The sequence below is a fragment of the Streptomyces nogalater genome (genome assembly GCF_039532885.1).
Taxonomy (GTDB): domain Bacteria; phylum Actinomycetota; class Actinomycetes; order Streptomycetales; family Streptomycetaceae; genus Streptomyces; species Streptomyces nogalater.
Genome location: NZ_BAAASM010000064.1, coordinates 1 through 13,625, shown reverse-complemented (window position 1 = coordinate 13,625; position 13,625 = coordinate 1). Strand labels below are relative to the sequence as shown.

Genomic DNA, 13,625 nt, shown 5'->3' with positions numbered 1-13,625 from the left:
CTGCTGTCCTCCGGAACGGGGCCGCGGCTGCGGATGGTGGGCCCCGGTGGCCTGCTCGGTCATCTGGTCCCCCTCCCCTAGGACGCATCGCTGTGCGCGCCCGCGAGGAGAGAATCGAGTTGGTGCAGAGCGTCGTCAGCGCCCTGTGCGATCGCGTGGTCGTCCGGGTTCCCGCACAGCTGGACGAACAACGTCGCGAGGCGTTCCTTCGTCTCTTCGATCGCGCTGGCAGGATTCTGCTGGGTGGACATTTTTACACCATTCCTTTCGCGGGTTTGTTACATGGCGTTCGCGGCCCGCCAGATATTGACGAACCCTTCGGCACTCGCCTTCCCGGGGAATGCGGCGTACTCGGTGAGTACGAGGCTCTGATTCCACTTTTGCTTGTACGCCAGCTGGGACGAGGCCGGGTAGACTACCTGGTTCTCCCACAAGTAGTGCATGAGCCACTTGAATCCCAGGCTGTGACCGGGAACTTCTCGCTCATCGCTCAGGCTGGTGAACGGCGTGAACCCGAAATGGAGCCAGGGAACCTTCTCGTCTCGGAACACATCGATCGCCGCTTTGTTGATGGCTTCCATGACGCCCGCAGGACTGTCGGGGAGCCGGCGGCTCAGGTCGTGCATCCAGCCGGGGTTGCTGCCGTAGACCGGGGAGTAGGAGACATAGCCGACAGCCTCGCCGTCGATATGTCCGATGAACAGCCGGCGGTGCTTTTGCATCTCGCCGCCGGTCTGCCCCACCAGGTATTCGAGTGGACGGGCGGCCTCGCCCTTGAGGGGGAGCCACTTTGTGTTGATGTTGCGGACCCCCTCCTGCCACTTCTCGTAGTCGGCTTCGATGATGGTCAAGCCGCTACGCAGCGCCCTGGAGATCTTGTTGCGCAGTTGCATGTAGCGGGATCCGGCCAGCGTGAAGGTGGTCAGGTCAACGGCGTAGGAGGCGCCGACCTGGTTGACGGTGAAGCCTTCGCGGGCGTAGATCTCCGCGTCCCGCTTCTGCAGCTGGATGATGGCGAGCTTGCGGTTGTCGGCCCGGGCGTATTCGGTGAACGCCCGGGCGAGATCCAGGTAGGAGTCGTCAGGGGCGAAGGGTCCAGCGAATTGGATCAGGTACTCCCCCGCCGGCCGGTAGACGATGACTCCCGGACGGCCCGGAAGGGCAAAGTACGAGTTGCCTTCGTTCACCGCGAGGAAGGAACTCGGGTTCTCCGATGCACTGAATTCTCGTATCGCGCTCAGTACATACTCGACGGAGACGTTCGAAGTACTCTGCATAACCGCCTGATCGCTCATCCTGGAAGACTCCTCGCCTGTCGCTCTTCGGGTTTTACCGTCCATAGCTGAGCCCGATCGCATGCAGTGCGCCAGGCACACCGGTGCATATCGTGCTGCGCTTCGATCGAGTACGCAATCCCCGGGAGCGCCTGCACAGCAGAGATGTCAGGCAGTTATCACGAACCTGTCAGAAGAACCTTCCTCACGTGCGCTTTTTCGCGGTGTCAGGTGAACGTCAGGGAGGCATGCAACACTGACGGCACGTGCCGATAAGCGCGGCTAGTTCTGTGCCCGCTTCCGCACGGTCCCTTATCTGCTTCCTGTGCCTTATGCCTGGGAGCTGTCTTGTCCGACGGACGCTGGAGGTTGACCCAGAATGCGTTCTCTCGATGCGGCCCGTGATACGTGCGAGCGCCTCCACCCCGGGCTGATCAAGGCGCTGGAGGAACTTCCCCTCCTGGAGCGGGAGGCGGAAGGCAGCCCAGTGCTCGACATCTTCCGGGCACATGGTGGGGCAGGCCTGCTCGTTCCCTCCGCGTACGGGGGGCACGGAGCCGACGCCCTGGATGCCGTGCGGGTGACTCGGGCCCTGGGCGCTTGCTCCCCTTCGCTGGCGGCTGCTGCCACCATGCACAACTTCACTGCTGCGATGCTCTTCGCGCTCACGGACCGCGTGATCCCGCCCACCGACGAGCAGAAGAAACTGCTCGCTCGCGTGGCGCCAGAGGGCATGCTCCTGGCCTCGGGGTGGGCCGAGGGCAGGACTCAGCAGGACATCCTGAATCCCTCGGTGAAGGCTACGCCCGTCGACGACGGCTTCATCCTCAACGGGTCGAAGAAGCCCTGCAGCCTGTCCCGTTCGATGGATATCCTCACCGCGAGCGTGATCCTCCCCGACGAGACCGGACAGCAGTCGCTTGCTGTGCCTCTGATCATGGCTGACTCGCCGGGCATCTCCGTACACCCGTTCTGGGAAAGCCCTGTACTGGCCGGCTCGCAGAGCAATGAGGTCCGCCTGAAGGATGTCCATGTCCCCGAGAAGCTGATCATCCGCGGCACGCCGGACGACCCCGGCCGACTCGACGACCTGCAGACCGCGACCTTCGTATGGTTCGAGCTGCTCATCACCTCTGCCTACGTAGGCGCCGCCAGCGCACTGACGGAGTTGGTGATGGAGCGGGACCGCGGCTCGGTGACCGACCGGGCTGCCCTCGGCATCCAGTTGGAATCCGCAGTCGGGCTGACAGAGGGCGTGGCCCGCGCAGTGCGTGACGGTGTGTTCGGAGAGGAAGCCGTCGCTGCCGCCCTGACCGCCCGGTTCGCCGTGCAGAAGACCCTGGCCGCGATTTCCGACCAGGCCATCGAGTTGCTCGGCGGAATCGCGTTCATCAAGTCGCCGGAACTCGCCTACCTGTCGTCCGCGCTGCATCCGCTGGCCTTCCACCCTCCCGGCCGCACGAGTTCCTCGCCCCACTTGGTCGAGTACTTCAGCGGCGGTCCTTTGGAGATCTGACGTAGACCAAGGGGTAGCTCAACCATGGATCAGCTCAACTCGTTCGAATCGCCCACCACGACGCGTCTGCACCGCGGCGAGTACCTCGCCGGCCTCGGTGTGTCGCTCGTCCTCTTCTTCACGCACATCGGGGAGGTCCGTTGGCTGCCGGCGGTCCTGCTGTTCGTGTACATCGACCTGATCGGGTATATCCCCGGGGCGATCGCCTATCGGCGAAGCCCGGATCACCGGATCCACAAGGCGTACTACGTCCTCTACAACACCATGCACAGCCTGATCACCCAGGGTGTCGTGATAGGGCTATGGATCTGGATCAGCGGCCCGGAGTGGGCCCTGCTGGTCATTCCCATCCACTTGTGCGCCGACCGCGGAGTGTTCGGCAATTTCCTGAAGCCTTTCGCCCTGCCGTTCGAGCCCGTGGTCAATGAGGACTTCGCCCGCCTCTCCCAGGGGCTGTTCGGAAAGCAGGCATCGTCGTCAGCGACGGCCGCGCCCGCCGTCGGATCCCAGCGATGACCCCCTCGGCGGCTGCCACCGGCCATGAGGCAGCCGACGAACAGCGGCTGCGCGAGCTGCGAGGCCTCACCCGCCAGCTGCCCACGGGCGTCGCGGTGGTGACGGCCCAGGACGGCGAGGTGGCACACGGGGCGACTGTCAGCACCGTCAGCGTACTGTCGCAACAGCCGCTGCGCATCGGTGTCAGCCTGCGACGCGGTTCGTATCTGACAGGGCTGATCCGCCAAAGGCGCGTGTTCGCCCTCAACGTTCTGTCCTCCCGACAGTCGGCTGTGGCTGACTGGTTTGCCAACCCGGAACGGCCGCGGGGGTGGCGCCAGTTCGATTACGTCCGGTGGACAGCGCATCCGAAAGCCGGGATGCCCGTCCTGGAGGACGCTCTCGCCCAGCTTCACTGCCGGCTAACGGACCTGATCCCCCTAGGAGCCAGCGACGATCTGCTGGTCGCCGAGGTTCTCGACGGCCGGGGACGGAACGGCAGGCCACTGGTCAACTTCAACGGCCGGCTACATGACGTCGAGTTCCGCGGCGTTGTGCGCGTAAGCCGTGACCAACCCAGCGCTGTCACCTCCCTTGAGTAGTACCTCCTTCTAGGCAACTCCTGAAAGGTAGAGCCGACATGACCCATTCCCTTCCCCCCGAGACTGACTGGGACCAGGCGCCCGGGCTGCTCGACGGAGCGATGAACCTGGACCTGTCCGCGAAGCACTGCGACCTGGCCTACTGGTTCAGCAGCGTCGCCCAGGGAACTCTGCGGGACCGGGCCAGGACCGGGCACACCGAGGCAGAAGTCACCCCGGAGCACATGCGCACGGACGGCCCTCTGCGGGATGCCCAGATCCTTGAGCTGGGCTGCCGATCGGTGGCCGAGGAACAGGGCACCCGGGTGCTGGCGTACTACGTAGCCCACGCCACCGGGACAGCGGAGATGGACTTCTTCGCCACACAGCTCATGGACGAAGCCCGGCACTCGATGGTGTTCCGCAACCACCTCGTCGAGATGGGGGTACCCGCCGACGACCTGCACTCCACGATCGCCGGGCTGTCGACGGACTACAAGCGGGACGTCCTCGACCCGATCCTGGGCTTCGCCCTGCAGGCAGTACGCGACGAAGGCGACTTCATCGGTGGTGTGGCGGTGTTCACCATCATCATCGAGGGCGTCCTGGCGCCGGCCGCGGAGCTCAGCGAACGCAAGTGGAGCCTGATCGATCCTGCGGCCAGCGCCATCGCCCGCGGAGCCGCGATCGACGAGATCCGCCATCTCACCGTCGGCAGCTCCATCGTGCGCGAGCACCTGCTGGCCAAGCCCGACTACCGGCCCCGGCTGATGGACATCATCAAGCGGGGTCGCAAGCTGTGGGACGAGATCCCCGACAAGAAGTACATCCTGGAGCGCGAGCACCTCTTCCAGGAAGGCATGCACCAGCACGCCGACATCATCGGTGACTACGAGGTGTGGCCCGGGCAGCGGCTGCTGGAGACCACCGCGGAAGAGCGCTACGCCACAGCCGAGCGCTGGACGGACAAGATGGCCGCCGCCCGCCTGGCCTACATGGGCCTGGAGGAGGCCGTGGAGATCCTGCGCCTGACCTGATGTCGGACCGCGGCAGCCGCGTCTCACGGCTGCCGCACTCCATTGCTCCTCAGGAGAATCACTCATGGCCAGCACGTCCTCCGACCGGTCGAGCGGCACTTTTGTACGCACGCTCACCACGTCGAAGATCGTGTTCATCGTCATCGCCGCGGCTGCTCCCCTGGCCGCGATGGTCTTCACCGTGCCGCTGTCCTTCTCGCTGGGTATCGGCCCTGGGGTGCCGGTGATGTTCGCCTTCGCCGGACTCACGCTTTTGTGCTTCACCTCCGGCTACGCCGCGATCAGCCGGGAAATCTCCGGCAGCGGCGGTTTCTACAGTCACATCGCCCACGGCCTGGGCCGCCGTCCCGCAGTGGGATCCGGCCTTATCGCGGTCGTCTCCTACAACGCGGTCACGATCGGCGTCCTGGGAGCGTTCGCCTACTTCACCCAGTCGGTGGCTGCCGACCACGGGCTCCACCTGCACTGGGCGGGCTGGGCGGCGGCCGGCCTGCTGTTCGTCGGCACGATGGGGTACCGCGATGCTGAACTGAGCGCGCGGGTGCTGGCCGTACTCATGGTGTGCGAGATCGTCATCCTATTGGCCCTGGACCTGTCGATATTGATCCGCCACGGTTTCGCCGCTCTCCCCGGGGCGTCCTTCAGCCCGCACTCCATGCTCGCTCCCGGCATCGGGGTGTCCGTGATGTTCGCATTCGCCTCCTTTATCGGCTTCGAATCCGCCAGCCTGTACGGCGAGGAAGCCAAGAACCCGGGCCGGAGCGTGCCGCGGGCGACGGTCATCGCCGTACTGGTCGTCTCGGCTTTCTACGCATTCACCAGCTGGGTCACCGTCGGTGCCGTGGGGCCGGCCCGGGTTCAGCAAGAAGCCATGCACCATTTGGGGGACCTGTATTTCGGACTCGGCGACTCCTACCTTGGCCCGGCAGCCACCACCGTCATGCAACTGCTGTTGTGCACCAGCCTCCTGGCCAGCTGGCTGGCCCTGCACAACGCGGCGAACCGGTACATGTACGCACTGGGCGGTGACCGGGTCCTGCCTGGCTGGCTCCACCGCGTGCATCCGCGTCATGCCTCAGTGCACAGGGCAAGCCTGGTGCAGACGGCCATCAGTTCAGGAGTCGTCCTCGTCTACGCCGCTGCCGGCCTGGACCCGTACGTGAACATGTCGACGAGCATGGTCGGCCTCGGCACGCTGGGAGTGATCGTCCTTCAGGCCCTCGCGTCAGTGGCCGTACTCGGATACTTCCGGCACCGGCCGCGGCACTGGTGGAACACCGCCGTGGCCCCCGTGCTAGGGGCCGTCGGGCTGATCATCGCGACCGTGCTCGTGGTGCGGAACTTCGGTGTCTTGACCGGCACGTCGAACCCCGTGGTCACCTCGCTTCCCTGGGTCCTGGTGGGAGCCTGGGTCATCGGATTCGCCCAGGCCTGGCGCATGTGCGTCGTCGCTCCCCATCGCTATCAGCGGCTGGGCCGTACCTCCGGGGAACCCGCCGCCGCGTTGGGGCCCGTCACGACGGGCTCGTCCCCGGTCTCGGATGCCGAGGCCGATTCCCCGGGCGGGTGGGAGCGCACCCCCACCGCTTGAGGGCACCTGCGCGAGGCATCTCACGTCCCCGAGCCGTTTTGCTGCGAAAGGACATCATCGTGTCAACTTCCTCCGCTTCTTCCGGGCCGGACCTCCCCTTCGGGCCCGAGGACACGCCATGGCAGAAGGCCTTCAGCAGGCTGCGGGCGGTGGATGGCGTGCCGCGCGTCACCGCGCCGTCCAGTGATCCGCGTGAGGTCTACATGGACATCCCGGAGATCCCCTTCTCCAAGGTCCAGATCCCCCCGGACGGAATGGACGAGCAGCAGTACGCAGAGGCCGAGAGCCTCTTCCGCCGCTACGTAGACGCCCAGACCCGCAACTTCGCGGGATACCAGGTCACCAGCGACCTCGACTACCAGCACCTCAGTCACTATCTCAACCGGCATCTGAACAACGTCGGCGATCCCTATGAGTCCAGCTCCTACACGCTGAACTCCAAGGTCCTTGAGCGAGCCGTTCTCGACTACTTCGCCTCCCTGTGGAACGCCAAGTGGCCCCATGACGCAAGCGATCCGGAAACGTACTGGGGTTACGTGCTGACCATGGGCTCCAGCGAAGGCAACCTGTACGGGTTGTGGAACGCACGGGACTATCTGTCGGGCAAGCTGCTGCGGCGCCAGCACCGGGAGGCCGGCGGCGACAAGGCCTCGGTCGTCTACACGCAAGCGCTGCGACACGAAGGGCAGAGTCCGCATGCCTACGAGCCGGTGGCGTTCTTCTCGCAGGACACGCACTACTCGCTCACGAAGGCCGTGCGGGTTCTGGGCATCGACACCTTCCACAGCATCGGCAGCAGTCGGTATCCGGACGAGAACCCGCTGGGCCCCGGCACTCCGTGGCCGACCGAAGTGCCCTCGGTTGACGGTGCCATCGATGTCGACAAACTCGCCTCGTTGGTCCGCTTCTTCGCCAGCAAGGGCTACCCGATACTGGTCAGCCTCAACTACGGGTCAACGTTCAAGGGCGCCTACGACGACGTCCCGGCCGTGGCACAGGCCGTGCGGGACATCTGCACGGAATACGGTCTGGATCGGCGGCGGGTATACCACGACCGCAGTAAGGACAGTGACTTCGACGAGCGCAGCGGCTTCTGGATCCACATCGATGCCGCCCTGGGGGCGGGCTACGCTCCCTACCTGCAGATGGCCCGGGATGCCGGCATGGTCGAGGAGGCGCCGCCCGTTTTCGACTTCCGGCTCCCGGAGGTGCACTCGCTGACCATGAGCGGCCACAAGTGGATGGGAACACCGTGGGCATGCGGTGTCTACATGACACGGACCGGGCTGCAGATGACCCCGCCGAAGTCGTCCGAGTACATCGGGGCGGCCGACACCACCTTCGCGGGCTCCCGCAACGGCTTCTCGTCACTGCTGCTGTGGGACTACCTGTCCCGGCATTCGTATGACGATCTGGTGCGCCTGGCCGCCGACTGCGACCGGCTGGCCGGCTACGCCCACGACCGGTTGCTGACCTTGCAGGACAAACTCGGCATGGATCTGTGGGTCGCCCGCAGCCCGCAGTCCCTCACGGTGCGCTTCCGTCAGCCATGTGCAGACATCGTCCGCAAGTACTCGCTGTCGTGTGAGACGGTCTACGAAGACAACGAGCAACGGACCTACGTACATCTCTACGCCGTTCCCCACCTCACTCGGGAACTCGTGGATGAGCTCGTGCGCGATCTGCGCCAGCCCGGAGCCTTCACCAACGCTGGTGCACTGGAGGGGGAGGCCTGGGCCGGGGTGATCGATGCCCTCGGCCGCCCGGACCCCGACGGAACCTATGCCGGCGCCTTGAGCGCTCCGGCTTCCGGCCCCCGCTCCGAGGACGGCGGCGGGAGCTGACCACCGCGGAACGGCCGCGGCGCCGTGTGCCAGCCTGGGCTGGCACACGGCGCCGTTGTCTCCTCAGGCCGGTGCGGGAGTGGCCGCATAGGTGTGGTCACCCAGTGCGCGGTGCATCAGCTCCAAGACCAAGGCGATTACACGCGGCTCATCTATGCCGTCGTCGCTTTGGGCGATGAGGTCGTCCAGCAGGCCGTCGGCCGCGTGGTATGCCATACGGAAGGCGAGGCGCGTGTCGAGCGCCTGGAACGCGCCGGCGTGTGTGCCCTGCTCGACGAAGTCGCACATCAGGTCGATGGCTCGCTGGTTGGCCTGCCGGCACAGTTCGAGGGCTTTGGCGTTGGCGGAGCCGTAGACGATCCGGTGCAGTTCGGCGTTCTTCACGGCATGCCCGATCAAGGCACTCATCACCCGGTCGATGGTGGGCCACCAGGCATCGCGTTCCGCGAGGATCTCCTGCGCGGTGGAGACGATGGCGTCGACGTAGCGTTCCCACAGGGCTCCGAGCAAGTGATCCTTTGACTCGAAGTACAGGTAGAAGGTGCCTTTGCCGATCTCGGCCGCTTCGGCGAGTTCGGAGATGGTGGCGCGCTCGAATCCCGTGGTACCGAACACGCGCTCAGCCGCGCTCAGGATGTCGTCCCTACGGTCGTCGGGGCTCTTGGTGACCCGCTTCCGCCGTGTTTTCGCCGGCATGCCCACCTCCGTTCAGAGGAACATTTAAGCCTCATCCTACCTGACCGGCGGTCGGTCAGCGCTTGACTGACCGTCGGCCATTTGCTTGACTGACCGTCGGTCACGGTTTGAGATCCTGCCCCGGCGAACCAACCTGCGACAACTCCGAGGACGAGATGACGACGGAACCACTGGCGGCTCCCGTCAGCCCCAAGACCGCAACGGGAAGCCCGGCCCGTTTCTGGGCGACCGCCTACACACTGCTCTTCCTGCTCACCGGCACGAACCTGCCCACCCCCCTGTACCGCGGATACGAACACAAGTTCGGGTTCTCCCCCCTTGTGGTCACATTGATCTTCGCGGTGTACGTAGCCTCGCTGATCCCCTCCCTCCTGATCGCCGGGCCCCTCTCCGACTCCATCGGGCGCCGCAAGGTTCTGCTGCCGGCCGTGCTGCTGGCCGCGGTCGGCTCCCTGGTGTTCGCCCTCGCCGACAACGTCGGCTGGCTCTTCGTCGCCCGCCTGCTGCAAGGCCTGGCCGTGGGCGCCGCGTCCGGCGCACTTACCGCGGCGCTGAGCGAACTAGAGCCCAGCGGCGACCGGCGCCGGGCTGCACTGGTATCGACCGTCGCCTCCGTGGGCGGGCTGGGGGCGGGCCCGCTGATCGCGGGGCTGCTCGCCGAGTACGCGCCGTCGCCCTACGTCCTGCCCTTCGTCGTGGAGATCGTGCTGCTGGTGCCTGCGGCCATCGCCATGGCCACCCTCCCGACGTCCCGGCCCGCCACCAAGTGGCGCCCGCGCCGTCCCTCCATCCCGGCCACGATGCGCGGCGTGTTCGTCTCCAGCGGTACGGCCAGCTTCCTGGCCTTCTCCGTGATCGGGCTGTTCCTGAGCCTGGTACCGACCTACGTCACCAAGCTGTCCGGGAGCTCCAATCTCGCCCTCGCCGGCGGCGCCGTCGCGCTCATGCTCGCCTGCTCTGTGATCGCGCAGATCGCGGCATCGGGCCGCCAGCCGCTCGCCATTCAGATCACCGGCCTGGTCCTCCTGGCCGTCGGCCTGGTGCTGCTGGCCGTGGCCGGCGGTGTCGGCTCGCTGGCCCTGTTGCTGGCCGCCACCGTCATCGGCGGCGTCGGGCAGGGGCTGGCCTTCCTCGGCGGCATCACCGAGATCAACCGTGTCGCGCCCAAGGAGCGGCACGCGGACGTCCTCTCCAGCTTCTACGTCGTCATCTACCTCGGTGTGGGCGTCCCCGTCATCGGTGTCGGCTTCCTGGCCACGGTGACCGGTCTGCTGACGGCCGTTCAGCTCTTCGCCGCGGTCGTAGCCGCCCTGTGTCTGCTGGACACGCTGGCACTGGCCCGCAAGCGACGCGAGCTCACCTAAGCGACCCACCCAGAATCCCAGCCCGTCATCTCTTCACCGAACAACGGACCACCCATGGATGTCACCGCACTCGCCTCTGTATACGACAGTCTGATCGCCCAGGCCGAGGCCATCACCGACACGGCGTCGCTGCCGGCAACGACGCGTTCTGATGTTGACTGGCGACTGTGCCACATCGCACTGGCCGACCGGATCATCGCCACGGCGGCCCGCGAGCAGACTGACGGCCGCACCGCCACCGTCGACAACCAGCCCTCGATGGATCCCGACCGGATCAAGCAAATGATCCACAGCACCACCCATGCGCAACGCGTCGACAACGTCCGCCGCAACTGGGCAGAACTGCGCTCCCTCCTGGCAGGGTTCTCCGCCGCGGACGCCCAGGCACAACTCACGCTGCGGATGCACGACCGTAACGGGGAGTACGTCAGTGAATCGGTACTCACCTGGTCAGAACTGATCGAGATGCGGACGACCCGGCACATCCCCGGGCATCGCGACGCACTCGCACAAGCCGTGCGTTCGGCATAACGCCAGACGCGCCGAACTGGAAGTGGGCTCCCGGAGCCGGTGATCCCCCGCGTCGGTGACGGGAGCCCACTTCCTCCATCCGGAGGCCGAGCTCAGGAACGGTCAGCGCCGGGTGCCATGGGGAGGCACCAGAGCGCGCTGTGAACCAGTCAGCTCCACCACGGAACTCCAGTTGAGGACAGGGTCCTGCTCAAGCACTGCCCGTTCGTAGCCCTGCATCGCGGGTGACGGCGTCAGACCCAGCTCCTCCGACAATCTCCGCCGCAGATCGCGGTACACCTGCAGGGCCTCGGTCTGACGTCCGGCCCGGTAGAGAGCGACCATCAGCTGCTGATGAAGCCGTTCCTGGTAGGGATGCGTGATCAGGAGTTTGCGCAGCTCGGGGATAGCACGGTCATACTGCCCGTCGTCCAACTGGCAGTCGAAGAGCCGTTCCTGCACCGCCAGGCGGGCTTCTTCATAGCGGGCAGCCGCGGCCTGGCAGACCGGTCCACCGACAGGGCCCCCGAAGACGCCACCGCTCCACAGCGCCAGCAGACGCTGGCACTCCGCAGCGGTTTTCCCCGGAGAGGCCGACGCACTCTTCAAGCGCTCATACCCCTGCGTGAAGACGAGCGCATCCAACTGCCCATCGTCGAGAACGAGGCGGTATCCGCCGGGATGAGTGACCAACTGTGAGCCGCCGGCCGCCTTCTCCAGAGACGCCAGCTTCCGCCTGAGGCGACTTATGTGCGCGTGAACGGCGTTCTCAACTCCTTCGGGTGGCTCACTACCCCAGATCTCGTCGACGAGTGTCTCCACGGACACCAGATGACCTTCGCTCACCAGAAGGGTGGCCAGAAGGGCTCGCTGGAGCGTGCCCTTGGGCCGGATCGTGCAACCGGAGGACTGGATCGCGGTGGCGCCCAAAATCTGGAACTTCAGCATCACTGCTCCGTGGGTGGAAGAGGACGGCCGTAGGTGGGGGGACCGTCGTGGGGCTCTTGCGAGGGGGACGTGGCTGCGCGTGTTCCTACGCCCAGGCACGGTGTCTGGAGCGGGCAGGCCCGGCTCCGAGCGGACCAGCGATCGGCTGCGGGTTCTCCTTGCCATCGCTCATAGTTCGCCACCAGCCCCCGCTCAGAACTCTGGCGGTCAGACAGAGCCGCTCGGCCAAAGGAGGGCCGAGTCCACGGCGCCCAACGACCAAGCGACTGACCGACTGCCGGTCATATGCTCGATAGTTTCACCCGACACGCTTTAGGTCAACAACACATTACGTTTAGTGACAGTGGTCTGTAACACCCAAGGGTCGCCGTCCAGATCGCGCTACTCCCGCGGACCAGTGATCGCCGCGGCGGCGACGAAGGAAACCCACCGACCACCCCGTTTCGCGTCGACGGTCCCATCAACGGCTGACGGAGTGCAGGGCCTGGTACCACCTTGCATAGCGACTCGACAGCAGGTCTTGGTCGACCAGACCGCATGCTCGGCCACCGTCAACGCCTGCGACCGGGCGTCGTCGGGTTCGCGGCGTATAGGTAGCCTTTGTCGGCACGCTCACCGTCATGGGGATGACCGCCTGGATCCGGATGCGATGCAGCCATGCCCGTCGACTCAACTCAACTCCCCCTGATCAATACGGCAGTGGTCTTCTCAACCACCTAGTGATCACCACACCTGATCAAGCGAAAACGCCAATCGTTCAGTGCGCCCAAGGATCTGGCGCGATCACTTCTCACTCTGACCGAGAGACCCTCACAGCGTCCCGGTGCAGTACCGAGCGGCTCCGGGGTTGATCGAGGCCCGGTCCTCCTGCTAGCCCGAAGCCTGGCGGATCCGTCCCGTCACCCTGCCGAGGTCGTGATCGTGTGGTGCGCCGGAGTCCAGAGGCGCCTGAGATACCCATGCGATCGGGCCGCGACGAAGGACTGCCTACAACTTCGGACAGCACCGACAAGACTGCACGGGCCGCTCCGCAGGTCAAGTACGGATCCACGGCAGTAGCCGACATCGCTCCCTGTCTGCCTCATCCAGGGGCGTCTTATATCGCGGAGCTGCCCCGCGGCCGCCGTGCTTGCTTCCTGGTCCACTGGCCGGCCATCGCATTCAACTCGGTGAGCGAGGCGCTCTCGGGAACGGGGACGAAGTTGCGGCGTGAGTTGCAGATCTACCCTGCGATGCCACCCTTCTCGTCGAGCGTCGCCTGAGCGCCGGCCCCCAGGTTCCGACAATCTGCGCCCGCCAGGTCCTTCGCCTGGGCTATGGGGGCAAGACGTCTTCGGTGCCGTGAACCTTCCACGACCAGACTCCTCCGACGTGGTGGTCACGGCGGGTCGCCAATCGAGACTTTGGGTCCGGTTACGGGGACGGGCAGCACGGTGAGCGAATGACACGTGCAAAACCTCCCCACATCCGAATGATTCCCCCCTTTCTCACATCATGAACTGCTCACGTAGGTGGTCGACCTCTCCGGCACCCGGTTCAAGGGATTAACTCCCAGGTCACAGGCCAGGAAGCACGAATGTCAGAAAGGCGTCAGGAAGGTGTCAGGGGCAGAGGGCAGAGTATTCATCGACAGCGGGACGGCGGATAAAACGCAGTACCGCTTGAAGGAGAGGTACCCGTAGCGGCCTAACGGGGGCCGGGCGTTCAGCCCGGCCGGGCTCCGGCCCACGCAGGTTCGAATCCTGCCCTCTCCGCACAGCACCGACCCG

12 protein-coding genes and 1 tRNA gene are annotated in these 13,625 nt (G+C 65.7%); 9 read left to right on the top strand and 4 right to left on the bottom strand.

The window, feature by feature from the left end:
• Positions 1-77: 77 nt before the first annotated feature.
• Both ABD350_RS32715 and ABD350_RS32710 read right to left on the bottom strand, forming a co-directional pair.
• Positions 78-251 carry a hypothetical protein gene (locus ABD350_RS32715; protein WP_344352570.1) on the bottom strand — a complete coding sequence of 58 codons (174 nt, stop codon included), beginning with the start codon at positions 249-251 and terminating at the stop codon, positions 78-80.
• Positions 252-278: 27 nt separating this feature from the next.
• The gene (locus tag ABD350_RS32710) at positions 279-1,295 is read right to left on the bottom strand and encodes a DUF2156 domain-containing protein (protein WP_344352569.1); all 1,017 of its coding nucleotides are present in this window, start codon (positions 1,293-1,295) and stop codon (positions 279-281) included.
• A 358-nt stretch (positions 1,296-1,653) separates the two neighbouring features.
• On the opposite strand from ABD350_RS32710, the gene ABD350_RS32705 reads away from it, so the two are divergent.
• The 6 genes from ABD350_RS32705 (at position 1,654) to ABD350_RS32680 (ending at position 8,338) form a co-directional block, all read left to right on the top strand.
• Complete coding sequence (locus ABD350_RS32705; RefSeq protein ID WP_344352567.1) at positions 1,654-2,790, top strand: acyl-CoA dehydrogenase family protein; 1,137 nt, start codon at positions 1,654-1,656, stop codon at positions 2,788-2,790.
• Between the two features lie 24 nt (positions 2,791-2,814).
• On the top strand, positions 2,815-3,306 hold the full coding sequence (locus ABD350_RS32700; RefSeq protein ID WP_344352566.1) for a hypothetical protein: 492 nt from the start codon (positions 2,815-2,817) through the stop codon (positions 3,304-3,306).
• A complete protein-coding gene (locus ABD350_RS32695) occupies positions 3,303-3,887 on the top strand; it encodes a flavin reductase family protein (protein ID WP_344352564.1) in 585 nt (194 codons plus the stop codon). Before ABD350_RS32700 ends, ABD350_RS32695 begins: the two co-directional genes overlap by 4 nt.
• A 38-nt stretch (positions 3,888-3,925) precedes the next feature.
• Positions 3,926-4,903, top strand: a complete 978-nt coding sequence (locus tag ABD350_RS32690) for a VlmB-like protein (RefSeq protein ID WP_344352563.1) — start codon at positions 3,926-3,928, stop codon at positions 4,901-4,903.
• 64 nt (positions 4,904-4,967) lie between these two features.
• Positions 4,968-6,494, top strand: a complete 1,527-nt coding sequence (locus ABD350_RS32685) for an APC family permease (RefSeq protein WP_344352562.1) — start codon at positions 4,968-4,970, stop codon at positions 6,492-6,494.
• A gap of 59 nt (positions 6,495-6,553) precedes the next feature.
• A complete protein-coding gene (locus ABD350_RS32680) occupies positions 6,554-8,338 on the top strand; it encodes a pyridoxal-dependent decarboxylase (protein WP_344352560.1) in 1,785 nt (594 codons plus the stop codon).
• A gap of 63 nt (positions 8,339-8,401) precedes the next feature.
• Here the strand turns inward: ABD350_RS32680 and ABD350_RS32675 are convergent, their stop codons facing one another.
• Positions 8,402-9,034, bottom strand: coding sequence for a TetR/AcrR family transcriptional regulator (locus ABD350_RS32675; protein WP_344352559.1), 633 nt, complete (start codon positions 9,032-9,034; stop codon positions 8,402-8,404).
• A gap of 155 nt (positions 9,035-9,189) precedes the next feature.
• Between ABD350_RS32675 and ABD350_RS32670 the strand changes: the two genes are divergently transcribed.
• Together ABD350_RS32670 and ABD350_RS32665 are read left to right on the top strand one after the other, a co-directional pair.
• Positions 9,190-10,398 carry an MFS transporter gene (locus tag ABD350_RS32670; protein ID WP_344352558.1) on the top strand — a complete coding sequence of 403 codons (1,209 nt, stop codon included), beginning with the start codon at positions 9,190-9,192 and terminating at the stop codon, positions 10,396-10,398.
• A gap of 54 nt (positions 10,399-10,452) precedes the next feature.
• Positions 10,453-10,929, top strand: coding sequence for a hypothetical protein (locus ABD350_RS32665; RefSeq protein WP_344352557.1), 477 nt, complete (start codon positions 10,453-10,455; stop codon positions 10,927-10,929).
• 102 nt (positions 10,930-11,031) lie between these two features.
• On the opposite strand, the gene ABD350_RS32660 is transcribed toward ABD350_RS32665, so the two are convergent.
• Positions 11,032-11,856, bottom strand: coding sequence for an AfsR/SARP family transcriptional regulator (locus tag ABD350_RS32660; RefSeq protein WP_344352556.1), 825 nt, complete (start codon positions 11,854-11,856; stop codon positions 11,032-11,034).
• Positions 11,857-13,522: 1,666 nt separating this feature from the next.
• Here ABD350_RS32660 and ABD350_RS32655 point away from each other — a divergent pair.
• A tRNA-Glu gene (locus ABD350_RS32655) sits at positions 13,523-13,610 on the top strand.
• The last annotated feature ends 15 nt before the right edge of the window (positions 13,611-13,625 follow it).

Bases quoted from the DNA above. Each gene is read 5' to 3' on its own strand.
- ABD350_RS32695 (WP_344352564.1), top strand. From the start codon at position 3,303: ATGACCCCCTCGGCGGCTGCCACCGGCCATGAGGCAGCCGACGAACAG.
- ABD350_RS32690 (WP_344352563.1), top strand. From the start codon at position 3,926: ATGACCCATTCCCTTCCCCCCGAGACTGACTGGGACCAGGCGCCCGGG.
- ABD350_RS32670 (WP_344352558.1), top strand. From the start codon at position 9,190: ATGACGACGGAACCACTGGCGGCTCCCGTCAGCCCCAAGACCGCAACG.
- ABD350_RS32710 (WP_344352569.1), bottom strand. From the start codon at position 1,295: ATGAGCGATCAGGCGGTTATGCAGAGTACTTCGAACGTCTCCGTCGAG.
- ABD350_RS32665 (WP_344352557.1), top strand. From the start codon at position 10,453: ATGGATGTCACCGCACTCGCCTCTGTATACGACAGTCTGATCGCCCAG.
- ABD350_RS32705 (WP_344352567.1), top strand. From the start codon at position 1,654: ATGCGTTCTCTCGATGCGGCCCGTGATACGTGCGAGCGCCTCCACCCC.
- ABD350_RS32660 (WP_344352556.1), bottom strand. From the start codon at position 11,856: ATGCTGAAGTTCCAGATTTTGGGCGCCACCGCGATCCAGTCCTCCGGT.
- ABD350_RS32685 (WP_344352562.1), top strand. From the start codon at position 4,968: ATGGCCAGCACGTCCTCCGACCGGTCGAGCGGCACTTTTGTACGCACG.
- ABD350_RS32675 (WP_344352559.1), bottom strand. From the start codon at position 9,034: ATGCCGGCGAAAACACGGCGGAAGCGGGTCACCAAGAGCCCCGACGAC.
- ABD350_RS32700 (WP_344352566.1), top strand. From the start codon at position 2,815: ATGGATCAGCTCAACTCGTTCGAATCGCCCACCACGACGCGTCTGCAC.
- ABD350_RS32715 (WP_344352570.1), bottom strand. From the start codon at position 251: ATGTCCACCCAGCAGAATCCTGCCAGCGCGATCGAAGAGACGAAGGAA.